The organism is Pseudomonas sp. L13 (genome assembly GCF_009935965.1).
Taxonomy (GTDB): domain Bacteria; phylum Pseudomonadota; class Gammaproteobacteria; order Pseudomonadales; family Pseudomonadaceae; genus Aquipseudomonas; species Aquipseudomonas lactis.
On sequence record NZ_QODJ01000052.1, the window covers coordinates 22,898 to 47,060 of the forward strand.

17 protein-coding genes are annotated in these 24,163 nt (G+C 61.6%); 4 read left to right on the forward strand and 13 right to left on the reverse strand.

Translation table 11 applies throughout. The annotated features are described in order from the left end of the window. Positions 1-131: 131 nt before the first annotated feature. The 9 genes from DK871_RS22080 to pilM form a co-directional block, all read right to left on the reverse strand. Positions 132-1,550, reverse strand: coding sequence for an FAD-dependent oxidoreductase (locus tag DK871_RS22080; RefSeq protein WP_003187920.1), 1,419 nt, complete (start codon positions 1,548-1,550; stop codon positions 132-134). A gap of 32 nt (positions 1,551-1,582) precedes the next feature. Beyond that, positions 1,583-6,028: a glutamate synthase large subunit gene (gene gltB, locus DK871_RS22085; RefSeq protein ID WP_161906629.1), complete on the reverse strand. Its 4,446-nt coding sequence runs from the start codon at positions 6,026-6,028 to the stop codon at positions 1,583-1,585. 352 nt (positions 6,029-6,380) lie between these two features. Then, the gene (locus DK871_RS22090) at positions 6,381-7,970 is read right to left on the reverse strand and encodes an SPOR domain-containing protein (RefSeq protein ID WP_161906630.1); all 1,590 of its coding nucleotides are present in this window, start codon (positions 7,968-7,970) and stop codon (positions 6,381-6,383) included. Positions 7,971-7,979: 9 nt separating this feature from the next. Further along, on the reverse strand, positions 7,980-9,080 hold the full coding sequence (gene aroB / locus DK871_RS22095) for a 3-dehydroquinate synthase (RefSeq protein ID WP_069556714.1): 1,101 nt from the start codon (positions 9,078-9,080) through the stop codon (positions 7,980-7,982). A gap of 126 nt (positions 9,081-9,206) precedes the next feature. Next, complete coding sequence (aroK, locus tag DK871_RS22100) at positions 9,207-9,725, reverse strand: shikimate kinase AroK (RefSeq protein WP_003187914.1); 519 nt, start codon at positions 9,723-9,725, stop codon at positions 9,207-9,209. A gap of 4 nt (positions 9,726-9,729) precedes the next feature. After that, a complete protein-coding gene (locus DK871_RS22105; RefSeq protein ID WP_161906636.1) occupies positions 9,730-11,055 on the reverse strand; it encodes a type IV pilus secretin PilQ in 1,326 nt (441 codons plus the stop codon). A gap of 69 nt (positions 11,056-11,124) precedes the next feature. Next, on the reverse strand, positions 11,125-12,096 hold the full coding sequence (locus DK871_RS22110) for a pilus assembly protein PilP (protein ID WP_161906631.1): 972 nt from the start codon (positions 12,094-12,096) through the stop codon (positions 11,125-11,127). Further along, positions 12,093-12,647 carry a PilN domain-containing protein gene (locus DK871_RS22115; protein WP_161906632.1) on the reverse strand — a complete coding sequence of 185 codons (555 nt, stop codon included), beginning with the start codon at positions 12,645-12,647 and terminating at the stop codon, positions 12,093-12,095. Before DK871_RS22115 ends, DK871_RS22110 begins: the two co-directional genes overlap by 4 nt. After that, on the reverse strand, positions 12,644-13,300 hold the full coding sequence (gene pilM / locus DK871_RS22120; RefSeq protein WP_178116076.1) for a type IV pilus assembly protein PilM: 657 nt from the start codon (positions 13,298-13,300) through the stop codon (positions 12,644-12,646). The genes DK871_RS22115 and pilM overlap by 4 nt, the downstream gene beginning before the upstream one ends. A gap of 233 nt (positions 13,301-13,533) precedes the next feature. Between pilM and DK871_RS22125 the strand changes: the two genes are divergently transcribed. Further along, positions 13,534-15,996: a penicillin-binding protein 1A gene (locus DK871_RS22125; RefSeq protein ID WP_375139750.1), complete on the forward strand. Its 2,463-nt coding sequence runs from the start codon at positions 13,534-13,536 to the stop codon at positions 15,994-15,996. A 131-nt stretch (positions 15,997-16,127) separates the two neighbouring features. Here the strand turns inward: DK871_RS22125 and DK871_RS22130 are convergent, their stop codons facing one another. From DK871_RS22130 to rpmE, 3 genes are all read right to left on the reverse strand, one after another. After that, entirely contained in the window at positions 16,128-17,396 is a 1,269-nt protein-coding gene (locus tag DK871_RS22130) for a malic enzyme-like NAD(P)-binding protein (RefSeq protein ID WP_005784034.1), read from the reverse strand. A 182-nt stretch (positions 17,397-17,578) separates the two neighbouring features. Beyond that, positions 17,579-18,385, reverse strand: a complete 807-nt coding sequence (locus DK871_RS22135; protein WP_161906634.1) for a thermonuclease family protein — start codon at positions 18,383-18,385, stop codon at positions 17,579-17,581. A 14-nt stretch (positions 18,386-18,399) separates the two neighbouring features. Continuing rightward, positions 18,400-18,630, reverse strand: a complete 231-nt coding sequence (rpmE, locus tag DK871_RS22140) for a 50S ribosomal protein L31 (RefSeq protein ID WP_003187904.1) — start codon at positions 18,628-18,630, stop codon at positions 18,400-18,402. Between the two features lie 423 nt (positions 18,631-19,053). On the opposite strand from rpmE, the gene DK871_RS22145 reads away from it, so the two are divergent. Next, positions 19,054-21,273, forward strand: coding sequence for a primosomal protein N' (locus tag DK871_RS22145; RefSeq protein ID WP_034125571.1), 2,220 nt, complete (start codon positions 19,054-19,056; stop codon positions 21,271-21,273). 54 nt (positions 21,274-21,327) lie between these two features. Here DK871_RS22145 and DK871_RS22150 read toward each other — a convergent pair whose 3' ends face one another. Continuing rightward, positions 21,328-21,528: a hypothetical protein gene (locus tag DK871_RS22150; protein ID WP_133298323.1), complete on the reverse strand. Its 201-nt coding sequence runs from the start codon at positions 21,526-21,528 to the stop codon at positions 21,328-21,330. On the opposite strand from DK871_RS22150, the gene argS reads away from it, so the two are divergent. Both argS and DK871_RS22160 read left to right on the forward strand, forming a co-directional pair. Further along, positions 21,496-23,232, forward strand: a complete 1,737-nt coding sequence (gene argS, locus DK871_RS22155; protein ID WP_161906635.1) for an arginine--tRNA ligase — start codon at positions 21,496-21,498, stop codon at positions 23,230-23,232. The two genes, DK871_RS22150 and argS, sit on opposite strands and share 33 nt — an antisense overlap. Before the next feature lies 1 nt (position 23,233). Continuing rightward, positions 23,234-23,935, forward strand: coding sequence for an SPOR domain-containing protein (locus DK871_RS22160; RefSeq protein ID WP_003187899.1), 702 nt, complete (start codon positions 23,234-23,236; stop codon positions 23,933-23,935). Positions 23,936-24,163 lie beyond the last annotated feature (228 nt).

The following is a 24,163-nucleotide window of genomic DNA, read 5'->3' on the forward strand; positions in this document are numbered from 1 at the left end:
GCGGCGGCTGGCATTACACATCTCAATGTGAAACGAGGTTGATGTGGGAGCTGGCTTGCCTGCGATGGCAATAGTGAATTCACCGCCGCCATCGCAGGCAAGCCAGCTCCCACAGTTGACCCTGTTTCAAATCAGACTTGCAGGTAGTCCAGGATGCCTTCGGCGGCGTTACGGCCTTCGAAGATCGCGGTTACCACCAGGTCAGACCCGCGCACCATGTCGCCACCGGCGAAGATTTTCGGGTTGCTGGTCTGGTGCTTGTACTGGCCTTGTTCCGGGGCCACGACACGGCCCTGGCTGTCAGTCTGGATTTCGAACTGCTCGAACCACGGCGCCGGGCTTGGGCGGAAGCCGAAGGCGATGACCACGGCGTCGGCCGGGATGATCTCTTCGGAGCCCGGGATCGGCTCGGGGCTGCGACGGCCACGGGCATCCGGTTCGCCAAGGCGGGTTTCGACCACCTTCACGCCTTCCACACGGTCTTCACCGACAATGGCGATCGGCTGGCGGTTGTAGAGGAATTTCACGCCTTCTTCCTTGGCGTTCTTCACCTCTTTGCGCGAGCCGGGCATGTTGGCTTCGTCACGACGATAAGCGCAGGTCACCGACTTGGCGCCCTGGCGGATCGAGGTGCGGTTGCAGTCCATCGCGGTGTCGCCACCGCCGAGTACCACGACCTTCTTGCCCTTCATGTCGACGAAATCTTCCGGCGACTTTTCAAAGCCCAGGTTACGGTTGACGTTGGCGATCAGGAAGTCGAGCGCGTCATACACGCCCGGCAAGTCCTCACCGGCAAAGCCGCCCTTCATGTAGGTGTAGGTGCCCATGCCCATGAACACCGCATCGTATTCGGCGAGCAGTTGCTCCATAGTGATGTCTTTGCCGATTTCGGTATTAAGGCGGAACTCGATACCCATGCCGGTGAACACTTCACGACGGTGGCTCAGTACGGTTTTTTCCAGCTTGAATTCAGGAATACCGAAGGTCAGCAGGCCACCGATTTCCGGGTTCTTGTCGAACACCACCGGAGTCACGCCGCCACGCACCAACACGTCGGCACACCCCAGGCCCGCCGGGCCCGCGCCGATGATCGCGACGCGCTTGCCGGTCGGCTTGACCTTGGACATGTCCGGGCGCCAGCCCATGGCGAACGCGGTGTCGGTGATGTACTTCTCCACCGAACCGATGGTTACCGCGCCAAAACCGTCGTTGAGGGTGCAGGCCCCTTCACACAAGCGGTCTTGCGGACACACCCGGCCGCAGACTTCCGGCAGGGTGTTGGTCTGGTGCGACAGCTCGGCGGCGGCGAGGATATTGCCCTCGGCCACCAGTTTGAGCCAGTTGGGAATGAAGTTGTGCACCGGGCACTTCCATTCGCAATACGGGTTACCGCACCCCAGGCAGCGGTGGGCCTGGTCGGCCGAGTGCTGGGGTTTGAAGGGTTCGTAGATCTCCACGAACTCTTTCTTGCGTTGACGCAACAGTTTCTTCTTCGGATCTTTGCGCCCGACATCGATGAACTGGAAGTCGTTATTCAGACGTTCAGCCATGTTAAAACCTCATCAAACTGTTCAGGCGCATATCACTGCGGGTTGGCACGGATGCTGGAAAGCAACGATTTCAGGTTGGCAGCCTTGGGCTTGACCAGCCAAAAACGACGCAGGTAATCATCGAGGTTTTCAGCGAGGTTACGCCCCCATTCGCTGCCGGTTTCCTCGACGTACTCGTCCAGCACGTGCTGCAAGTGGTTACGGTAGGATTCCATGGCTTCGCCGCTGATGCGCTGGATTTCGACCAACTCGTGGTTGACCTTGTCGACGAAGGTGTTGTCCTGGTCGAGCACGTAGGCGAAACCGCCGGTCATGCCCGAACCGAAGTTGTAACCGGTCTTGCCCAGTACCGCGACAAAGCCTCCGGTCATGTACTCGCAGCAGTGATCGCCAGTGCCTTCCACCACGGTGTGGGCACCGGAGTTACGCACGGCGAAACGCTCACCTGCAGTACCTGCGGCAAACAGCTTGCCACCGGTGGCGCCGTACAGGCAGGTGTTGCCGATGATGGCACTGTCCTGGGTCTTGTACACGCTGCCAGCCGGCGGAACGATGACCAGTTTGCCGCCGGTCATGCCCTTGCCCACGTAGTCGTTGGCGTCGCCTTCCAGGTACATGTGCAGGCCACCGGCGTTCCACACGCCGAAGCTCTGGCCCGCAGTGCCCTTGAAGCGGAAGGTGATCGGCGCTTTCGCCATGCCCTGGTTGCCGTGCTTGCGCGCGATTTCGCCGGAGATGCGTGCGCCGATGGAACGGTCGCAGTTGCAGATATCCAGGGCGAATTCGCCACCGCTGGCGTCGTTGATCGAGGAGCCGGCCATTTCGACCATTTTCTCGGCCAGCAGGCCTTTGTCGAACGGTGGGTTGCGGTCCACCTGGCAGAATTGTGGCTTGTCTGCCGGGATGTGATCGCTGCCCAACAGCGGCGTGAGGTCCAGATATTGTTGCTTGGCGGTCTGGCCTTCGAGGATGTCCAACAGGTCGGTGCGACCGATCAGCTCTTCCAGCGAGCGTACGCCCAGCCTGGCCAGCCACTCACGGGTTTCTTCGGCGACGTAGGTGAAGAAATTCACCACCATGTCGACGGTGCCGATGTAGTGATCCTTGCGCAGTTTTTCGTTCTGAGTCGCCACGCCGGTGGCGCAGTTGTTCAGGTGGCAGATACGCAGGTATTTGCAGCCCAGGGCAATCATTGGTGCAGTACCGAAGCCGAAACTTTCGGCGCCGAGGATCGCGGCCTTGATCACATCGAGGCCGGTTTTCAAGCCGCCGTCGGTCTGTACCCGCACCTTGCCGCGCAGGTCGTTGCCGCGCAGGGTCTGGTGGGTTTCGGCCAGGCCGAGCTCCCACGGTGCACCGGCGTACTTGATCGAGGTCAGCGGCGAAGCGCCGGTGCCGCCGTCGTAGCCGGAGATGGTGATCAGGTCGGCATAGGCCTTGGCCACACCGGCGGCAATGGTGCCGACGCCGGCTTCTGCCACCAGTTTCACCGAGACCAGGGCCTGCGGGTTGACTTGTTTGAGATCGAAGATCAGCTGCGACAAGTCTTCAATCGAGTAGATGTCATGGTGCGGCGGCGGTGAAATCAGGGTCACGCCCGGTACCGCATAACGCAGCTTGGCGATCAGGCCGTTGACCTTGCCGCCTGGCAGTTGACCACCCTCACCCGGCTTGGCGCCTTGGGCAACCTTGATCTGCAGCACTTCGGCGTTGACCAGGTACTCCGGGGTCACACCGAAACGGCCGGTGGCCACTTGCTTGATTTTCGAGCTTTTGAGCGTGCCGTAGCGCGCTGGGTCTTCACCGCCTTCGCCGGAGTTGGAACGCGCACCCAGGCGGTTCATGGCTTCGGCCAGGGCTTCGTGAGCTTCCGGCGACAAGGCGCCCAGGGAAATACCGGCGGAGTCAAAGCGCTTGAGGATCGACTCCAGCGGCTCGACCTGGCTGATGTCCATCGGCGTGTCCAGGGTCTTCACCTTGAACAGGTCGCGGATCATCGACACCGGGCGGTTATCCACCAGGCTCGTGTATTCCTTGAACTTGGCGTAGTCGCCCTGCTGCACAGCGGCTTGCAGGGTGTTGACCACGTCCGGGTTGTACGCGTGGTATTCGCCACCGTGCACAAACTTGAGCAGGCCGCCTTGCTGGATTGGCTTGCGCGCGCTCCAGGCCTCCAAGGCCAGGGCTTTTTGCTCGGCTTCGATGTCGACGAAACGCGCACCCTTGATGCGGCTCGGTACGCCACGGAAGCTCAACTCGCAGACTTCTTCCGACAGGCCGATGGCTTCGAACAACTGAGCACCACGGTACGAGGTAACCGTGGAGATACCCATCTTCGACAGGATCTTCAGCAGGCCCTTGGTGATGCCCTTACGGTAGTTCTTGAACACCTCGTAGAGGTCGCCCAGCACCTCACCGGTACGGATCAGGTCACCCAGCACTTCGTACGCGAGGAACGGGTACACCGCCGAAGCGCCGAAACCGATCAGCACCGCAAAGTGATGCGGGTCGCGGGCGGTGGCGGTTTCCACGAGGATGTTGGAGTCGCAGCGCAGGCCTTTTTCGGTCAGGCGGTGGTGCACCGCACCGGTCGCCAGGGACGCATGGATCGGCAACTTGCCCGGCGCGATATGGCGGTCGGTCAGCACGATCTGGGTACGACCGGCACGCACAGCTTCTTCAGCCTGGTCAGCAACGTTACGCACCGCGGCTTCAAGGCCCAGGCTCTCGTCGTAGTTCAGGTCGATGATCTGGCGGTCGAAGCCCGGACGCTCCAGGGTCATCAGCGAGCGCCATTTGGCCGGGGAAATGACCGGCGAGCTGAGGATCACGCGGGAGGCATGCTCAGGCGACTCCTGGAAAATATTGCGCTCGGCGCCGAGGCACACTTCCAGGGACATCACGATGGCTTCACGCAGCGGGTCGATCGGTGGGTTGGTCACCTGGGCGAACTGCTGGCGGAAATAGTCGTACGGCGTGCGCACGCGCTGGGACAGCACGGCCATTGGCGTGTCGTCGCCCATGGAGCCGACCGCCTCGTAGCCTTGCTCACCGAGCGGGCGCAGCACTTGGTCGCGCTCTTCGAACGTGACCTGGTACATCTTCATGTATTGCTTGAGCTGGTCGACGTCATAGAAAGCCGAACCGTGGTCGTTGTCTTCCATGGTCGCCTGGATGCGCAGGGCGTTCTTGCGCAGCCATTGCTTGTACGGGTGACGCGACTTCAAACGGTTGTCGATGGCGTCGGTGTCGAGGATCTGCCCGGTTTCGGTGTCCACGGCCAGGATCTGGCCAGGGCCGACACGGCCTTTGGCGATCACGTCTTCTGGCTTGTAGTCCCACACGCCGATTTCCGAGGCGAGGGTGATGAAACCGTTGGTGGTGGTCACCCAACGCGCCGGGCGCAGGCCGTTACGGTCGAGCAGGCACACCGCATAGCGGCCGTCGGTCATGACCACGCCGGCCGGGCCGTCCCACGGCTCCATGTGCATCGAGTTGTACTCGTAGAACGCACGCAGGTCCGGGTCCATGGTCTCGACGTTCTGCCACGCTGGCGGAATGATCATACGCACGCCACGGAACAGGTCGATGCCGCCGGTGACCATCAGTTCGAGCATGTTGTCCATGCTGGAGGAGTCGGAACCCACGCGGTTGACCAGCGGGCCGAGCTCTTCGAGGTCCATCAAATCGTTGGCGAACTTGGTGCGACGGGCCTGGGCCCAGTTGCGGTTGCCGGTGATGGTGTTGATCTCGCCGTTGGGGGCGAGGAAGCGGAATGGCTGGGCCAGCGGCCATTTCGGCAGGGTGTTGGTGGAGAAGCGCTGGTGGAACACGCAGATCGCGGTTTGCAGGCGCTCATCGCTCAGGTCTGGATAGAAGGCGGTGAGGTCCGCCGGCATCATCAGGCCTTTATAAATGATGGTCTTGTGCGAAAAGCTGCAGATGTAATGGTCGGTGTCGGCGGCGTTGAGCACCGACGAACGACGACGGGATGTGAACAGCTTGATCGCCATGTCCTGGTCGCTCAGGCCATCGCCTGCGATGAACACTTGTTCGATCTGCGGCAGGCGCTCCAGGGCCAGGCGGCCGAGCACGCTGGTGTCGATGGGCACTTTGCGCCAGCCGACGATGTGCAGGCCGGCGGCGGCGATCTCGCGGTTCATGTTCTCGCGAGCGGCTTCGGCCTTTACCGGGTCCTGGTTGAAAAACACCATGCCCACGGCGTACTGCTTGGGCAGTTCGACCGCAAATTGCTCTTGGGCCACAGCGCGCAGGAATTGGTCGGGCTTTTGAATCAGCAAGCCACAGCCGTCACCGGTCTTGCCGTCGGCGTTGATCCCACCGCGGTGGGTCATGCAGGTCAGGGCCTCGATGGCCGTATGCAAAAGGGTATGACTGGGTTCGCCCTGCATGTGGGCTATCAGGCCGAAACCGCAGTTATCCTTGAATTCATCGGGTTGGTACAGACCTGCTTTCATAGACACTTTCTCACCAGGCTGCCTCTTTTACCGAGGCAAATTTCTTTTCAATTCAACCGGTTACCTTCCACGCCGAACGTACGCCGGCTTAGCGGGGGCAAAAGGGAGGTCATTGTACACACCGACACAGACGCTCACAAATTTAGCGACGAAATGTCGCAAATCTATGTCGCATTTATGAAAGGTTTAAAGCGATATGCTGTGCTAGTCAAAACTTTTTTAATTCTGACCGCTACGACTCAAAAGCCACTGTGACGCAGACACCACAAAGCGCGCGGTCTGGGGAGACTGCACGCACTTGCGGATTTTTTTGAGGTGCCGGGAGGGCGGCCTGGGTAAGGCCGCCGGATCTTCAGCGAGTTGCTGCCAGTTCTTGTTGAACGCTGGCAACAGTGCGAGGCCAAGGTTTACCAGCCTGAACCTTCGCTGGCAAGGCTTTGATGGCAGAATCGGCTGCGGCGCGGCTTGGGAAGCTGCCGTAGGTGATCACGTAGAGAGGCTTGCCGTTGAGCACTTTCTTGAAATAACGGTACTGGCCACCCTGCTCTTTGACGAACGCCTGGGCGTTGGCTTCGGAGCTGGTGCCGAGGATCTGTACCACAAAGTTGCCGGTAGGCTGGCTGCTGTACCAGCTGCTGCCAGCAGCGCCGGCCTTGGCAACGGTGGCGGCTGGTTTTTCCGCAGGCTTGGCGGCTGGTGCTGGTTTGGCGGCTGGTGCTGGTTTGGCGGCTGGCGCAGGCGCGACAGGCTTGGCCACCGGAGCAGGCTTGGCGGTGGCAACGGTCGGCGCCGGCGTCGGCTTGGCAACCGGTGCAACCGGCGTCGCAGGCACACCGGCCGGCACGCCTGCAGGTGGCGCGGTGGTGGTCACGGTTGGCGGCGTAGCGCTGGAGCCTTCCACCGGCACACCGTCGTCGCCTTCGGAGATACCACCGGCCTCTTCGGCCAGAGGGCCGCGCATCACAGGTTGCCCGACCATCGGCAGGTTGGTCGGTTGGCCGGAGTTGGCAAATTCGACGTTCGGCGTGGGCTTGCCCAGTGGCAACTGCGCCTGTTCGGTTGGCGCGCCGGTGGTTGTCGGTGCTTTGTTGCGGCCCGGGATCAACCAGGCGGCGGCAACAGCGACCACGACAACGGCGGAAATAGCCAATACGTGCTTCTTAGGCATAGTGAACCCCATCTTTGGACGCTTGACCGCAGAGCGGCTGGCAATCATGGCTTCGATCATGGCATCGCGGGCAACCTGGTTGATGTTTCCAGGCCAGCCATCGGAGCTTTCGTGAATATCAGAGATCTGCGCAGCGGTGAAAAGTTCGATACCCGCCCCGGCGCCTTCAAGGCGTTGTGCCAGGTATTCGCGGGTTTCTTCCTCTTCGTACGGCTGCAACTCGATGACGTGGAACAGCTCCTGCTCACCGCTGATCTGCTCCAGGTCGGCGATCAGCGACGACTCACCGAACAGGAACACATGCGGGCGACCTTCCGGCGTACCCGCCGCCAGCGCCAGCAGGGCTTCCAGGGCGGATTCGTCGAGCTGCTCGGCGTCGTCTACCAGCAGGTAGACTTCCTGGCCGGTCAGGCCCAGTTGCACCACCTGCTTGAGAATCGCGTTCGGCTCGGCATTGGAGACGTCCAACGCCTGCGCTACCTGACGCAGTACGCCGGCCGCATCCCCGGCACCGCGGGCCGATACCACCACGCTCTGCACCGATTGTTTGTTGGTGCTGGCCACCAGCGCCTGGCGCAGCAAAGTCTTGCCGCTGCCCAGAGGGCCGGTGACCACCAGCAGCAACTGGCTGTAGCGCGCGAGGTGATGCAACTGCCCAAGTACCGGCTTGCGCTGGGCGGGGAAGAATTTGAAACCCGGCACCCGTGGAGCAAAGGGGTCGTGGCTCAAGTGGTAATGGCCGAGGAACGCCTCGTCGGCATGCAAACTAGTCATCGGGTCTTATTAACCTTTGAGCTGGGCCAGGGCGCGGTAATCCGCTCCCAGCGTGGCCTGTAGAATCTCTTTTGGATAATCGTCGGTCACCACGGCTTCGCCCATGTGGCGCAGCAGTACCAGTCGAAGTCGACCGTCGATCACTTTCTTGTCTATCGCCATATGTTCAAGGAAATCCGCCTCGGTCATCTCCGCAGGCGGAACAACCGGCAAACCGGCGCGCTGGAACAGGCGGATACCGCGATCACGCTCTTGGGCGCTGATCCAGCCCAGGCGCTGCGACATGTCCAATGCCATCACCGTGCCAGCCGCTACGGCTTCCCCATGCAACCACACACCATAGCCCATGTGCGTTTCGATCGCATGGCCGAAGGTGTGGCCCAGGTTCAGCGTGGCCCGCACGCCGGACTCACGCTCGTCGGCGTTGACCACCAGCGCCTTGGCCGCGCAGGAGCGGGAAATCGCTTCGGTCAGGGCTACCTGATCGAGGCCGCGCAAGGCGTCCATGTGCTCTTCCAGCCAGGTCAGGAACGGCTCATCGCAGATCAGCCCGTACTTGATGACTTCCGCCAGGCCCGCCGACAACTCGCGCGGCGGCAAGGTGTTGAGGGTAGCGGTGTCGATCAGCACAGCCTGAGGCTGGTAGAACGCGCCGACCATGTTCTTGCCCAGCGGGTGGTTGATACCGGTCTTGCCGCCCACCGACGAGTCGACCTGGGACAGCAAGGTGGTCGGCACCTGGATAAAGTCCACGCCGCGCTGGTAGCAGGCCGCGGCAAAACCGGCCATGTCGCCAATCACACCGCCGCCCAAGGCGACCACGGTGGTTCGACGGTCATGGCGCGCGGTCAGCAGGCCATCAAAGATCAGTTGCAGGGTTTCCCAGTTTTTGTGGGCTTCGCCGTCAGGCAACACCACAGAGATCACCGAGTACGCCGCCAGGCTGCGGCTCAAACGCTCAAGATACAGCGGCGCGACCGTTTCGTTGGAGATGATCGCCACCTGCCGGCCGGCGATATGCGGCGCAAGCAGTTCGGGCTGGTCCAACAGACCTGCGCCAATGTGGATCGGGTAGCTGCGCTCGCCTAGATCGACCTTAAGTGTCTGCATGTGTCCCCGCGTTGAAGATGGAGTGACGACCGGCACTGTCGATATCTCGACACCGCCTGGTGGCTCTACGCCATACCTTACAAGGTGATGGCGCGCCGCCGAGAATAGCGCATTTCGGGCCAGGCTTTAACGGGGCGGCAACCGTTGCAGGCGCTCAAGGATGTCGAGTACGACCATCCGAGGTGGCCGCTCATCGGTTTCTACCACCAGATCGGCGATTTCCCGATACAGCGGATCGCGCAGCGCCAGCAGGTCCCGCAGGGTTTTGGCCGGGTCGGCGGTGCGCAGCAACGGGCGATTGCGATCACGGGCGGTACGGCCCACCTGCTGTTCGACCGATGCGTGCAAATACACCACCCGACCACCAGCATGCAGCGCCCGACGGTTTTCATCGCGCATGACGGCGCCACCGCCAGTCGCCAATACCACGCCATCGCAGCCGCACAGCTCGGCAATCATCGCCTGCTCGCGGTCACGAAAGCCCAACTCGCCTTCTTTATCGAAGATCCATGGGATATTGGCACCCGTGCGCAATTCAATTTCCTTGTCGGAATCTTTGAACGGCAGGCGCAGCTCTTTGGCCAGCAAACGGCCGATGGTGCTTTTTCCAGCCCCCATCGGCCCTACAAGAATCAAATTTCGCACAGAATCAACGACTCACAGCAATCGCCTGGTTATTCATGATACGCGGAGTCAGGAATACCAGCAGCTCGGATTTTTTCTCCGCCAGCACATCGCGTCGGAAAAGGCGGCCAAGATACGGCACATCGCCCAAAAATGGCACTTTATCTACCACTTTGCTTTGGGTGTTGGAGAAAACCCCGCCAATGACGATGGTCTCGCCATCCCTGACCAGAACCTTGGCGTTGACCTCGTTTTTCTTGATCGGCGGCACGTCATTGAGGCGGTTGAGGTAGTCGGGCTCATCCTTGGTGACCTTGACCGCCATGATCACATGGTCGTCGGGGGTGATTTGCGGCGTCACCTCCAGCGACAGCGAAGCCTCTTTGAACGACACCGAGGTGGCACCCTGGGAGGTGGATTCCTGGTAAGGAATCTCGGTGCCCTTGAGGATGCGTGCAGTCTCTTTGTCTGAGGTGACGACCTTGGGTTGCGAGACGATTTCACCGTTGCCGGTTTTTTCCATGGCGGTCAGCTCAAGGTCCAGCAACAGGTTGTCGGTGATGTAGGCGATCCCCAGGCCCGAGGTTCCGGCCAGCGACCCCAAGTCGACAAAGGGTGAACTGGGCGGGTTTTGCGGCGGCCCGGCGCCGTCTGCCTGCGGCTTGGCAATACCGCCAACACCGCCGCCGCCACGGGCGAGCCGCCCGCCCCAGCGCACACCCAGGCTTTTGTCGTAGTCGACATTGGCCTCCACAATCCGCGCCTCGATCATGACCTGGCGTACCGGGATATCCAGTTGCGCCACGATGCGCCGCAGTTCTTCGAGCCGTTCGCCAGTCTGGTAGGCAATGATGTTGTTGGTGCGGTCATCCACCGCCACCGAACCGCGCTCATCGGTGGCGCCCTCAAAGCCGGTCATCGACTGAAACAGCTTGGCCAGGTCGGCGGCCTTGGCGTAATTGACCTGCAGCAGCTCCCGCCGCAAGGGCGCCAGTTCAGCCATCTGCTTGCGCGACTCCAGCATCAACAGCTCCCGAGCGGCCAATTCATCGGCGGGCGCCACCAGCAGCACGCCCGCCTTGACCCGCTTGTCCAGCCCCTTGGTTTGCAGCACCAGGTCCAGCGCCTGGTCCCAGGGCACATCCTTGAGCCGCAAGGTGATCGAGCCCTGCACCTCATCGCTGGTCACCAGATTGAGCCCGGCGACATCGGCGATTTGCTGCAATACCGCGCGCAGGTCGATATCCTGGAAGTTGAGGGTCAGTTTGGCGCCTGTATAGCTGACCGACGAGGCACTGTCGGGCGGCGGCGGTTGGATCAGGTCCAGGCGATTGGGCACAGCAGCAGCCATCGGTGCCGTGAACGCTATCCATAGCGCCACACCGAAGGACGAGAAGGTCCTTTTCATTGTTTGATTCCGTTATGAGTTGACGTTCAGCACAAGGGTTCGCGGGCGTTGCAACCAAGCGCCCTGTCCATCGGGAAACAGCTCGACCAGCTCGACAGCCGCGTCCTGGATGGCCGTGACCTGGCCATGATCCGGCCCCAGGTAATCACCCACCGCCAGTCGATACACCTTGGCCCCAGCGCGCAGCAAGGCGAAAGCCTGCATACCCCTGGACAGCGTGCCGACCATTTCGAACTGTTCCAGGCGCATACCCTCCAATAGACCCCGTGCTCGGGTGAAATCCGGTGCAAGAGCGGGCCGGCCAGGCACATGGGCTGCCTGCAAGGCAGGCGGCTTGAACGGGTCGCGCAGGGACGAGGGCTCGTAGACAAATGGCGGCCCTGGGTCGAGTACCTGACGGGCCTTGCCGTTTTGCAGGGCGCTGCGATAGGTCTTGGCGAGCATGTTCAGACGCAGCAAGGCGCCCTGATGCCCAAGCGTAACGTCCTGCACGGTGACTACCCGAGGCAACCCACCCAAGGCACTGACAAACGTCGCCAGGTCGTGGTAAGCCCCGGAGGCGCTTATCTGCATGGGTTGTTCGATATAAAGCTGCCGAGGTATTTCATCCAGCACACTGATGCCTTCGACCCACACCCCATGGGCAGCCGCCAGCCGGGCGAGGTCTTCCAGCACGGCAGGCACCTCGGACTCGCCGGGCAATTGCCCGAGAAGGCTGGCAACATTGTCTTCCATGCTCCGCACCTGCTGGCTGCGCAGCTCAAGGCTGGCGGCCAACCCGGTCTTCTCTGTGAGTTGCTGCTGCAGCGCCTGCTCCCGCGCCTCAAGCCTGTGCAATCGCTCCCGCTGCGGCCCCCCATGCGAAACCTCGCCTATCACCAGCACCAGGCCGGCCAGCGCACAGCCGAGCAGGCCCTTGCCCGGCAGGGACCATTTAGCAGCGTTGTCAGAGAGCGTGGAAAAATCGAGCCTGGGCAGGCTCATGGTTGCGCCTCGCTGGATTCCCCCTGGCGCACCATCAGCTGAAATTCACTTTCGCCGCGCGCACCTTCGGCCTGCACGCGCTGCAGACGGGTCGAGCTGGAGCCTTGGTGGGATTGCTTGAGCTGCTGCATCAAACGGGCGATATCCTGGTTGCTTTCAGCCGTGCCGCGAATGCTGATGGTGTCGCCGTTTGCGACCACCTCATGCAGATGGACACCTTCAGGCACCGCACGAGCCAATTGCTCAAACAATCGGGCCCCTGAAGAGCGGGCATCGTGCAGGTCCTGGACCACCTTCATGCGTTCAGCCAGTTGCTGGCTTCGCTCCTGAAGATCGTCGATGGTCTTGATGCGCGAGTCCTGGGTGGCGATGTGCTCTTCCAGGCGGCTGTTGCGGCTTACCTGCCGGTCTATCGCCTGGTCGATCACTTGATCAGCCAACCACAATGCCGCGAGCGCCACGCAGGCAAACGCCAGCAATAGCACCAACAGGTATTTGCGCCTGCGCTGCGCCAGCGCCTGGCGCCAAGGCAAAAGATTGATTCGTGTCATCCAGCGAAACTCCTCAGGGCCAGCCCGCAAGCCACACCCATCCCTTGGGCATCCAAGGCCCATTGTGCACCATCGACTCTATGACCCGGCGTGAAGCTGGCAAAATCCTGAAGGCAAGCGCGCTGCAATGCAAACCCTTCTACATCGACCACTCGCGGCACCAGCCCCGCCATGGCCAAAACCGCCTCGCGCGCTTCGACCTGCTCACGCAGGCACGCCGCCAGCATCACCTCTACCCACTGCGGGCCTTGAGCCGATGGCCCTTGAACCTGAAAGTCGATGGCCACTTCATCCAATGGATAAGGGATGAACTGGTCGGCTTCCATCTGGATCTTCCAGGCCATTTCCTCGTCGCTGAGGCCGGCGTCCATCTCGATCAACCGGGTAATCACCGATGGGCCTGCAACCGCCACGGCAGCGTATCGTGCCGAGGAACCCAGGCGCGACAGTGCCTGTTGCAGCACTAGGCCCACACACTCCAGGTCCAGCAGCGTGCCGTCGACCACCGCGTGGGGTGGCAGCACTTGCGTGACGTAGCCCTGGACGCTGAAGCCGCCGGATGAACGACCCAGTTCGATCAGCTTGATACCGCTGTCATTGATATCGACCCCCAACACCGTGTCGACTTTTCGCCTGAAAAATCCCTTTCCCATAAAACTCCCCAAAACTTTCCCTGTCATACCGGCTGTCATCTCGCCTGATTGCTGCCAGGCACCTTGCATTCGGTCGGCTTGTTCAAGGCTCGCGAATGACGCCCCAAGCCGAAAAATGCTTTAATGCCCAGCGTTTTTTCCCGCTTTTTATCTGCTGCCCGGGTCGATCCATCGTTTGCCATGCATGCCCCGACGCGTAACTCTTTCTTTTCTCTGGAAATCCAAAAGCCTTGATTCGTCTGCTGAAGTTTTTCGGGTACTCCATTGTCGCCATCGTCTGCGGGCTGCTGCTCGTATTCAGCGGGGCCTACCTCTACCTTAGTCCGGGTTTGCCCTCCGTAGAGGCCCTCAGAAGTATCCAGTTGCAGATTCCTTTGCGGGTCTACAGCAGCGATGAAAAACTGATCGCGGAGTTCGGCGAAATGCGCCGCACACCGATCCGTTTTGCCGACATTCCGCCCAATTTCATCAGCGCGTTGCTGTCCGCTGAAGACGATAATTTCGCCAACCACTACGGCGTAGACCCCAGCAGCCTGGTGCGTGCAGCCACGCAATTGGTAAAAAGCGGACACATTCAATCGGGCGGCAGCACCATCACCATGCAGGTGGCGAAGAACTTCTTCCTTACCAGCGAGCGCAGCTTTTCCCGCAAGGCCACTGAAATCCTGCTGGCGCTGCAGATCGAACGCCAGCTGACCAAGGATGAAATCCTCGAGCTGTACGTCAACAAGATCTACCTGGGCAACCGCGCCTACGGCATTGAGGCCGCGTCCCAGGTCTACTACGGCAAGTCGATTCGTGACGCCAGCCTGGCGCAGATGGCCATGATTGCCGGCCTGCCCAAGGCACCGTCGCGCTTCAACCCGCTGGCCAACCCGGCGCGCAGTAAAGAACGCCGCGACTGGATCCTGGGCCGTATGTACAAGCTGGGCAAGATCGACCAGGCCGCTTATGAAAGCGCCGTGGCCGAGCCGTTGAACGCCAGCTATCACGTGCCGACGCCGGAAGTGAATGCACCCTATATCGCTGAAATGGCCCGCGCCGAGATGGTGGGCCGTTATGGCAGCGAGGCCTACACCGAAGGCTTCCGCGTCACCACGACGGTGCCGAGCAGCTTGCAGGAAATCGCCAACCACTCGGTACATCAAGGCCTGATCACTTATGACCAGCGTCACGGCTACCGCGGCCCCGAGTCGCGTCTGCCGGGCAAGACCCTGAGTGCCTGGACCACCGAATTGGGCAAACAGCGTTCGATCAGCGGCCTGGACCCGGCCATCGTTACCCAGGTATCGAAAGACGGTATCCAAGTGCTGACCCGCTCTGGGGAAGCCCATGTAGCCTGGGATAGCATGAAGTGGGCGCGCCCGTTCCTGAACACCAACAGCATGGGCCCGATGCCCAAGCAGCCCTCCGACGTGGCCCAGGTGGGTGATTTGATCCGCGTGCAACGCCAGAAGGATGACAGCCTCAAATTCAGCCAGGTGCCGCTCGCTCAGGGCGCCCTGGTGTCCCTGGACCCGCAGAACGGTGCGATCCGCGCGCTGGTCGGCGGTTTTGCCTTCGAGCAGAGCAACTACAACCGCGCTACCCAGGCCAAGCGCCAGCCGGGCTCCAGCTTCAAGCCGTTCGTCTACAGCGCCGCGCTGGACAACGGCTACACCGCCGCCAGCCTGGTCAACGACGCGCCCATCGTGTTTGTCGATGAATACCTGGACAAGGTCTGGCGCCCGAAGAACGACACCAACACTTTCCTTGGCCCGATCCGCATCCGCGAAGCGCTGTACAAGTCGCGCAATCTGGTGTCGATTCGCCTGTTGCAGGCGATGGGCGTAGGCAAGACCATCGACTACATGACGCGCTTTGGCTTTGCCAAGTCAGACCTGCCACCCAACCTGTCCCTGGCCCTGGGTACCGCAACCCTCACGCCAATGGAAATCGCCACCGGCTGGAGCACCTTTGCCAATGGCGGCTACAAGATCGCGCCGTACCTGATCGACAAGATCGAAAGCCGCAATGGCGACACCCTGTTCACCGCCAACCCGCCACGGGTACCCGGCGATGTGGTCAATGGCGTGGCCGCCACCGACGGGCTCGCAGCACCGAGCAACGGCGGTATCACCATCGAGCCGACGCCAGGCACGCCAGCGGCCGCAAACGCTGGCGCACCCGCCGAACCGCAAGCGCCAGCGGTTGCCGAGCGCATCGTGGATGGCCGCACCACCTATATCCTCAACAGCATCCTGCAAGACGTGATCAAGAAGGGCACCGGCCGCCGCGCACTGGCCCTGGGCCGTGCGGATATCGCCGGCAAGACCGGTACCACCAACGAATCCAAGGACGCCTGGTTCTCCGGCTACAACGGCGACTACGTGACCACCGTGTGGACAGGCTATGACCAGCCTGAAAGCCTGGGCCGCCGCGAGTTCGGTGGCACGGTCGCCCTGCCGATCTGGATGAGCTACATGGGCGCAGCGCTCAAGGACAAGCCGCTGCACACCCAGCCGGAACCAGAAGGCATCCTCAGCCTGCGCATCGACCCCATCAGTGGCCGTGCGGCTTCGCCGAGCACGCCGAATGCGTACTTCGAGCTGTTCAAGAGCGAAGACACGCCGCCGTCGGTCAATGAGCTGGGTAATGGCGCAGTGCCGGGCAGCCCGCTGCCAGCGGATGAAGGCGCGCCGATAGATCTCTTTTAGAGAGCGGCAAGCTATCAGTTGCAAGCGGCAAGAAGCGATGCGGTCTCGCTCTTAGCTTGCAGCTTGCAGCTTGAAACTTCCCCATAAAAAAACCCGGCTTTCTGAGCCGGGTTTTTTTATGGGTCTACGGCTTAGCCGTTGAACACATCATCCACGCTTTGCAGCGGGTAGTTCTTCGGATACGGCAGGGTGGCCACACCGGTCTCGATAGCGGCCTTGGCCACGGCATCGGAGATCAGGGTGATCAGGCGCTTGTCCATTGGCTTTGGAATGATGTACTCACGGCCGAATTCCAGCTTGGCGCCACCGTAGGCGTCGCACACGTCCTGAGGTACCGGCAGCTTGGCCAGTTCACGCAGGGCGTTGGCAGCAGCCACTTTCATTTCTTCGTTGATGCGCTTGGCGCGAACGTCCAGGGCACCACGGAAGATGAACGGGAAGCCCAATACGTTGTTGACCTGGTTCGGGTAGTCCGAACGGCCGGTGGCCATAATCACGTCGCTGCGGGTGGCGTGGGCCAGTTCCGGGGAGATTTCCGGATCCGGGTTGGAGCAGGCGAACACGATAGGGTTCGGCGCCATGGATTTGAGGCCTTCAGCGCTCAGCAGGTTCGGGCCGGACAGGCCAACGAACACGTCGGCACCGTCGAGGGCGTCAGCCAGGGTGCGCTTGGAGGACGGGTGGGCAAACATCGCCTTGTACTGGTTCAGGTCGGTACGCTCGGACTGGATCACGCCCTTGCTGTCGACCATGTAGATGTTTTCCAGCTTGGCGCCCATGCTGATGATCAGCTTCATGCAGGAAATGGCCGCGGCACCGGCGCCCAGGCAGACGATTTTCGCCTCGCCCAGGGTTTTGCCAGCAATTTCCAGGGCGTTGATCATGCCGGCTGCGGTAACGATCGCGGTGCCGTGCTGGTCATCGTGGAATACCGGAATGTCGCACTGCTCGATCAGGGCCTTTTCGATCTCGAAGCACTCAGGTGCCTTGATGTCTTCCAGGTTGATGCCACCGAATGTGATGGAAATGCGCTTGACGGTGTCGATGAACGCCTGCGGGCTTTCGGAGTCGACTTCGATGTCGAACACGTCGATGCCGGCAAAGCGCTTGAACAGTACGCCCTTACCTTCCATGACTGGCTTGGAAGCCAATGGGCCGAGGTTACCCAGGCCCAGAATCGCGGTGCCATCGGAAATCACTGCAACCAGGTTGCCTTTGCCGGTGTACTTGTACGCCAGCTCTGGGTCACGGGCGATTTCACGTACGGGTTCGGCAACACCAGGGCTGTAGGCCAGCGAAAGGTCACGGGCAGTGGCAGTGGCTTTGGTGAGCTCTACACTCAGCTTTCCTGGACGAGGATGGGCATGGTATTCGAGAGCGGCAGTTTTCAAATCAGACATATCGGCATTCCGCTTTTACTGTTGGTCGACGGACCGCCGAGGATACGCGTGTCGTAAAGTCCCTACAAGACTGGGCAGTCACAGGTGTCAAGGGCCCTGGGCTACGACTTTTGGCCAAGAGCCACGGGATACAAGGGCTCAACTGTTCACAATCGAAATAAAAAATGTCTACAATTTTTTATTCAAAGCGGCGATTTCAGCATACCGGGGGCGGTTATTGGCAGCAGCCAGCGTGCTTGGCCTTTTTTCAGGCTGCCACGGCGGGCGCGATCCTGCACCCAGCCACGCGCGTCAAGGGTGCGGCCTTGCAGACCATTGAGCATGGCCGTATCAAATTGGCTGATCAACTCGGGCGCAATGCGTAATACCAGTGAACCCTGCAGTTCAATCCAGATTCCGCCGCGATTGCGCTCAACCTTGCTGACCCGACCAGCCACCAGGGCAAACCCGGAGCGCTTGAGATTGGCCACGCTTTGCACCGGCGATTGGCGCCACAGGCCGAGCCGTGCCTGGCGGGCGCTGTTTTCGGCTGCCTGCTGGCAGGCAACCAGGTCCACGTTCGGCGCCACGCCCACTTGGTACCCCAGGCCCTCGGCCAGCAGTTGCGCCTCCAGGTTCTCGCCATTGGCGCCGTAGAGGTGAGCCAGGGTGCGCCCATAATGGTCTTTACCTTCGCGCCCCGGCACCAGGCCGACGCGCCCATCACTGGCCTTGACCAGCGCCTGCAGGCGCTGGCGTGCGGCGACGGCAAATGGCTCGTCTGGACGGCCCTTCTTGCCGGTTTCCGGCGCGTTGAGGCCGATCATGCGCACGCTGCGACCGTCCTTGAGGCGCACCGTGTCGCCATCCACCACACGCTGCACCTCGACGCGGGCGATGGCCGCCGGGGCGGGGCAGAATGCCTCGGCCTGCGCGGTCGCCAGCCAAATTCCAGGCACAAAAAAGGCGCCCACAAGGGACGCCTTTTTCAACAGCAGGTAAAAGCCCATAAGGCTCTTGAACCTTACTCTGCTGGAGTAGCAGGCTTCTTGCCGAAAGCACCAAAGCGATCTGCGAAGCGCTGTACGCGGCCGCCGGTGTCCAGAGTTTTCTGCTTACCGGTGTAGAACGGGTGGCACTCGTTGCATACGTCAGTACCCAGTGGCTTGCACAGGTTCGAACGAGTTTCGAACTTGTTGCCGCAGCTGCAGGTAACTACGATGGTTTCGTACGCTGGATGGATATCGGCTTTCATGGCACTTCCTCAGGCTAGCGTGCCGCCACTCGACACTATTGTCGAATACCGCACGTAATTAGGCCGCGGATTCTACCAGACCTTTCTAATCGCGCAAGCGACGGCAATGGCCAAAAAACACCTTTCATCAGAAATTCATGGCACTGCGCCATCAACGTGGGAGCCGGGCTTGCCCCAATGCCAGTCAGTCAAGGGCGTATTGTAGGAGCGAGCTTGCTCGCGAAAAACTCACAGGCGCCGCGTTGATTAAGGAAGCACGCGTTATCGTTGACGTTTTTCGCGAGCAAGCTCGCTCCTACGGTAGGCGATTGGGGCAAGCCAGCTCCCACACGCTCCGGTTCCAGCACTGAAGACGGGACACCCCCGGTCTGCTAGGCTCGCGCCCCTGCGCCACCGCTTGCCTATATAGATGAGACTCCTCGCGTGCCCGACGCCATTTTGCGCCTAGCCCTGCCCTCGCCCCTGCGCCGTCTGTTCGATTACCGGGCCCCGCCCGGCGTGTCGCGTGCGCAGTTGCAGCCGGGCATGCGCGTGCGCGTGCCGTTCGGGCGCCGGGAAATGATCGGCATTCTGGTGGAAGTCACCGACCACAGCGAAGTGCCTGCCGAAAAGCTCAAGCCGGCAATTGCCCTGCTCGATGCCACGCCGCCGCTGCCGCCCGCGCTGTTCAAGCTGTGCCTGTGGACAGCGCAGTATTACCAGCACAGCCTGGGCGATACCTTGAGCTGGGCACTGCCCGTGCTGCTACGCCAGGGCGAACTGGCCGAAGCGCGCCAGGAGCGTTTCTGGTCGATGGTGCCCGGCGCACGCCTCGACGACCCGCGCATCGCCCGCGCCCCGCGCCAGCGTGAGGCCCTGGCCACCTTGGCACAGCATCCCCACGGCGTAGCCCATCAGCTATTAAGCAAGCTGATGCTGAGCAAAGACAGCCTCGACCTGCTGCTGGCCAAGGGCCTGGTGCAGGTGGAAATCCGCAAGCACGCCCCGGACCCGCGCCACGAACATTGGCTGGCCCAACCGGAGTTGCCGCTCAACCCCGAGCAACGCGCCGCGTATGAGGCGATTCGCGCCGGTTTCGACAGTTTCCACGCCTTCCTGCTGGCCGGCGTCACCGGCAGCGGCAAGACCGAAGTGTATTTGCAACTGATCCGCGAAACCCTGCAGGCCGGCAAGCAGGCACTGGTGCTGATCCCCGAGATCAACCTGGGCCCGCAGACCGTGGCGCGTTTCGAGCAACGCTTCAATGCCCGTATCGCCCTGGTGCACTCGGCGGTCAATGACCGTGAACGCCTGGAGTCGTGGCTGGCGGCGCGGGACGGCGAGGCCGACATTATTATCGGCACCCGTTCGGCGCTGTTCACGCCGATGAAAAATCCCGGGCTGATCATCGTCGACGAGGAGCACGATGGCTCCTATAAACAGCAGGAAGGTTTGCGCTACCACGCCCGCGACCTGGCGCTGGTGCGCGCCCGCCAGGAAGACATCCCGATTGTGCTGGGCTCGGCCACGCCTTCCCTGGAAAGCCTGCATAACGCCTACACCGGCCGTTACGGGCTGCTGCGCTTGAACGAGCGCGCCGGTGGCGCCAAACAACCGCGCTTCCTGCGCCTGGACGTGAAAAGCCGCCCGCTGGACAGCGGTATTTCCGGCCCGATGCAACAGGCCATCGGCCAGACCCTCGCCGCCGGCCAGCAAGTATTGGTGTTTCTCAACCGCCGCGGCTTTGCCCCGACGCTGCTGTGCCATGACTGCGGCTGGATGTCCGGGTGCGAGCGCTGCGATGCGCGCATGACCGTGCACCAGCGCCACGGCGAGTTGCGCTGCCATCACTGCGGCCATGTGGAGCGGGTACCGCGCCATTGCCCGCAGTGCGGCAAGGTGGACCTGCGGCCCGTGGGCGCCGGCACCGAGCGCGCCGAAGAACGCCTGGGCATTCTGTTCCCGGATTACCCGGTGCTGCGGGTCGACCGCGACAGCACGTCGCGCAAAGACGCCATGAACCAACTGTTTGCCACCATCCACAAGGGCCAACCGTGCATCCTGGTGGGCACGCAGATGCTTGCCAAAGGGCATCACTTCCCACGGGTGACCCTGGTGTCGATCCTGGATGCCGATGGCGGGCTGTTCTCCGGAGATTTTCGCGCCAGCGAACGCATGGCGCAGTTGATCGTGCAGGTGGCGGGGCGCGCCGGGCGGGCCGAAGAGCCAGGCCGGGTGATTATCCAGACGCACCTGGCCGACCACCCGCTGCTGATTCAACTGACGGAACAAGGCTACTTTGCCTTCGCCGAACAGGCCTTGAGCGAACGCCGCGCCGCCGGCCTGCCGCCCTTTGCACACCTGGCGCTGCTGCGTGCCGAAGCCCACAAACCAGGGCAGGCCGAAGGCTTTCTTGATGAAGCCTGCAGCGCCGCCGAACGTTTATTGGGCGAGCTGGCCCTCAGTGGCATCGAACTGCTCGGCCCGGTGCCAGCGCCCATGGAGCGACGCGCCGGACGTTATCGCGCTCAGCTACTCTTGCAGGCAACCTCGCGCGCGCCGCTGCATCGGCTATTAAGTCGCTGGATGCTTGAGCTGGAGCAACTGCCCAGCGGTCGGCAAGTGCGATGGTCGTTGGATGTAGACCCGGTAGATTTGTATTGATCCACCCACCACTGTAGGAGCGAGCTTGCTCGCGAAAAACTCAAGAACACCGCGTTAAATCAGGAAGCCCGCGTTATCGTTGACGATTTTCGCGAGCAAGCTCGCTCCTACAAAATGCTCCACAGGTCCGGAACGGTTGGCAAGCCCGCCCTCGCCACGGATAATGCCCAGTTTTTCCACCTGCGCATCGCGCGCCGCCGCTTGCGGTCGAAAGAGAACACCATGAAAGACACCATTCGCCAGCTGATCCAACAAGCCCTCACCCAACTCGTCAACGAAGGTGTGTTGCCTGAAGGCCTGTCGCCGGCGATCCAGGTGGAGAACACCCGCGACAAGACCCATGGCGACTTCGCCAGCAACATCGCGATGATGCTGTCCAAGCCGGCCGGCATGAAACCGCGCGACCTGGCCGAAAAAATCATCGCAGCCCTGCCGGCTGACGCCAGTGTCACCAAGGCCGAAATCGCCGGCCCTGGTTTTATCAACTTCTTCCAGAACACCCAGGCCCTGGCGTCGCGCCTGGATGCCGCCCTGGCCGATGCCCGCATCGGTGCACGCAAGGCCGGCGACAGCCAGCGCGTGGTCATTGACCTGTCGGCGCCGAACCTGGCCAAGGAAATGCACGTGGGCCACCTGCGCTCCACCATCATTGGCGACGGCGTGGCCCGGGTGCTGGAATTTCTCGGCGACACCGTGATCCGCCAAAACCACGTGGGCGACTGGGGTACTCAGTTCGGCATGCTGATGGCCTACCTGCAGGAAAACCCGATCACCAGCAACGAACTGGCCGACCTGGAAAACTTCTACCGCGCCGCCAAAAAGCGTTTCGACGAGTCTGAAGAATTCGCCGACCGCGCCCGGGGCCTGGTGGTCAAGCTGCAAGCCGGCGACGAAGAGTGCCTGGCGCTGTGGAACCGCTTCCGTGAGATTTCCCTGTCCCACTGCCAGGAAATCTACGAGCTGCTCAACGTGAAACTGACCATGGCCGACGTGATGGGCGAAAGCGCCTATAACGACGACCTGATCAACGTGGTCAACGACCTCAAGGCCAAGGGCCTGCTGGTCGAGAGCAACGGCGCCCAGTGCGTGTTCCTCGAAGAATTCAAGACCGCCGACGGAGAGCCGCTGCCGGTGATCATCGTCAAGGCCGATGGCGGCTACCTCTACGCCACCACCGACCTTGCCGCCGTGCGTTACCGCAGTGGCGTACTCAAGGCTGACCGTGCGCTGTACTTCGTCGACCAGCGCCAGGCCCTGCACTTTCAGCAGGTGTTCGAAGTGGCGCGCCGCGCTGGTTTCGTCACCCACCCGATGCACATGGAGCACATGGGCTTCGGCACCATGAACGGCGCCGATGGCCGCCCGTTCAAGACCCGTGACGGCGGCACCGTGAAGCTGATCGACCTGCTGAACGAAGCCCAGGAACGTGCCTACAACCTGGTGAAGGAAAAGAACCCGGAGCTGGCCGAGGCCGACCTGCGCAACATTGCCCGCGTGGTGGGCATTGGCGCGGTGAAGTACGCCGACCTGTCCAAGCACCGCACCAGCGACTACAGCTTCAACTTCGACCTGATGCTCAACTTCGAAGGCAACACCGCGCCGTACCTGCTGTACGCCTACACCCGCGTGGCCGGGGTGTTCCGCAAGCTGGGCAAGGACTTCAGCGAAGTCCAAGGCCAGATCGCGCTGGACGCCGCCCATGAACAGGAACTGGCGGCCAAGCTCGCGCAATTTGGCGAAGTGCTCAACAGCGTTGGCGAAAAAGGCACGCCGCACATCCTGTGCACCTATTTGTACGAAGTGGCCGGCCTGTTCTCCAGCTTCTACGAGAACTGCCCGATCCTGACCGCCGACGACGAAGCCCAGAAACAAAGTCGCCTGCGCCTTGCCGCCTTGGCTGGACGCACCCTCAAGCAAGGCCTGGAACTCTTGGGCCTGGAAACTCTGGAGCGTATGTAAGTTGGCTGCCAAGAAAAAACCTGCACCCAAGCGCGGCGCCAGCCGCTACCAGGCCCCGGCGAAGCAACCGATTCCGGGTTGGCTGTGGATGGCCATCGGCCTTACGGTCGGCGCGTTTATCGTGTTTCTGATGAAGCTGGAGCCCGGCCAGGGCGATGACGTCAAGCGCGTCAAACAGGAGCAGCAAAAGGCCACGAAAATCGCCGAAGCCAACAAGACCGCGCCGAGCCCGACCGCACCGGTAAAGCCCAAGTACGACTTCTACACGCTGCTGCCGGAATCGGAAGTGATCGTGCCGCCTGACGCCGTGCCGGAAAAAACCCTGCCGACGCCACAAGTGCCGACCACGCCGGTAACCCCAGCGGAAGCGGCAAAAATCGACACGGCGCGCGCCCAGGCCGCGCTGGCCGGTATCACGCCGCCGCCAGCACCGCCAGTGGCAGCCACCAAGGCTGCGCCGGTGACCAAGTTCTTCCTGCAAGCGGGCTCGTTCCCGAAACAGGCGGATGCGGACCGTGTACGCGCACAGATCATTCTGTTGGGCCAGTCGGTATCGGTTGAGTCCGGCACGGTGAAGGACGCGACCTGGTATCGCGTATTGGTGGGGCCGTTCAGCAACCGCGAACAGCTGACCGTGGCGCAAAAGCAATTGGCCGGCGCCGGGTTTAGCAACCTGTTGTTACAACAACGCCAGAGCCGCTGATCCAGCAGCCAACACGGCATTAATGTGGAGCTGGCTTGCCTGCGATAGCGGTGTAACAGTCAATGTTTCAGTGACTGACACGCCACTATCGCAGCATAGGTATCTACACAACACTGTAACGCTCAACGGTAACCACGATGCGAAGCGAGTCGCTCTTGATCTGCTTTTGATCTTGATCTTAAGCGCCCCGTTAAACCACGCTGGCCGGAATTCGACAGGGATTTGGGG

What these genes read in the sequence shown, in the direction of transcription:
- DK871_RS22080 (WP_003187920.1), bottom strand. Translation starts at nt 1,550, where the DNA reads ATGGCTGAACGTCTGAATAACGACTTCCAGTTCATCGATGTCGGGCGC.
- gltB (WP_161906629.1), bottom strand. Translation starts at nt 6,028, where the DNA reads ATGAAAGCAGGTCTGTACCAACCCGATGAATTCAAGGATAACTGCGGT.
- DK871_RS22090 (WP_161906630.1), bottom strand. Translation starts at nt 7,970, where the DNA reads ATGACTAGTTTGCATGCCGACGAGGCGTTCCTCGGCCATTACCACTTG.
- aroB (WP_069556714.1), bottom strand. Translation starts at nt 9,080, where the DNA reads ATGCAGACACTTAAGGTCGATCTAGGCGAGCGCAGCTACCCGATCCAC.
- DK871_RS22105 (WP_161906636.1), bottom strand. Translation starts at nt 11,055, where the DNA reads ATGGCTGCTGCTGTGCCCAATCGCCTGGACCTGATCCAACCGCCGCCG.
- DK871_RS22110 (WP_161906631.1), bottom strand. Translation starts at nt 12,096, where the DNA reads ATGAGCCTGCCCAGGCTCGATTTTTCCACGCTCTCTGACAACGCTGCT.
- DK871_RS22115 (WP_161906632.1), bottom strand. Translation starts at nt 12,647, where the DNA reads ATGACACGAATCAATCTTTTGCCTTGGCGCCAGGCGCTGGCGCAGCGC.
- pilM (WP_178116076.1), bottom strand. Translation starts at nt 13,300, where the DNA reads ATGGGAAAGGGATTTTTCAGGCGAAAAGTCGACACGGTGTTGGGGGTC.
- DK871_RS22130 (WP_005784034.1), bottom strand. Translation starts at nt 17,396, where the DNA reads ATGTCTGATTTGAAAACTGCCGCTCTCGAATACCATGCCCATCCTCGT.
- DK871_RS22135 (WP_161906634.1), bottom strand. Translation starts at nt 18,385, where the DNA reads ATGGGCTTTTACCTGCTGTTGAAAAAGGCGTCCCTTGTGGGCGCCTTT.
- rpmE (WP_003187904.1), bottom strand. Translation starts at nt 18,630, where the DNA reads ATGAAAGCCGATATCCATCCAGCGTACGAAACCATCGTAGTTACCTGC.
- argS (WP_161906635.1), top strand. Translation starts at nt 21,496, where the DNA reads ATGAAAGACACCATTCGCCAGCTGATCCAACAAGCCCTCACCCAACTC.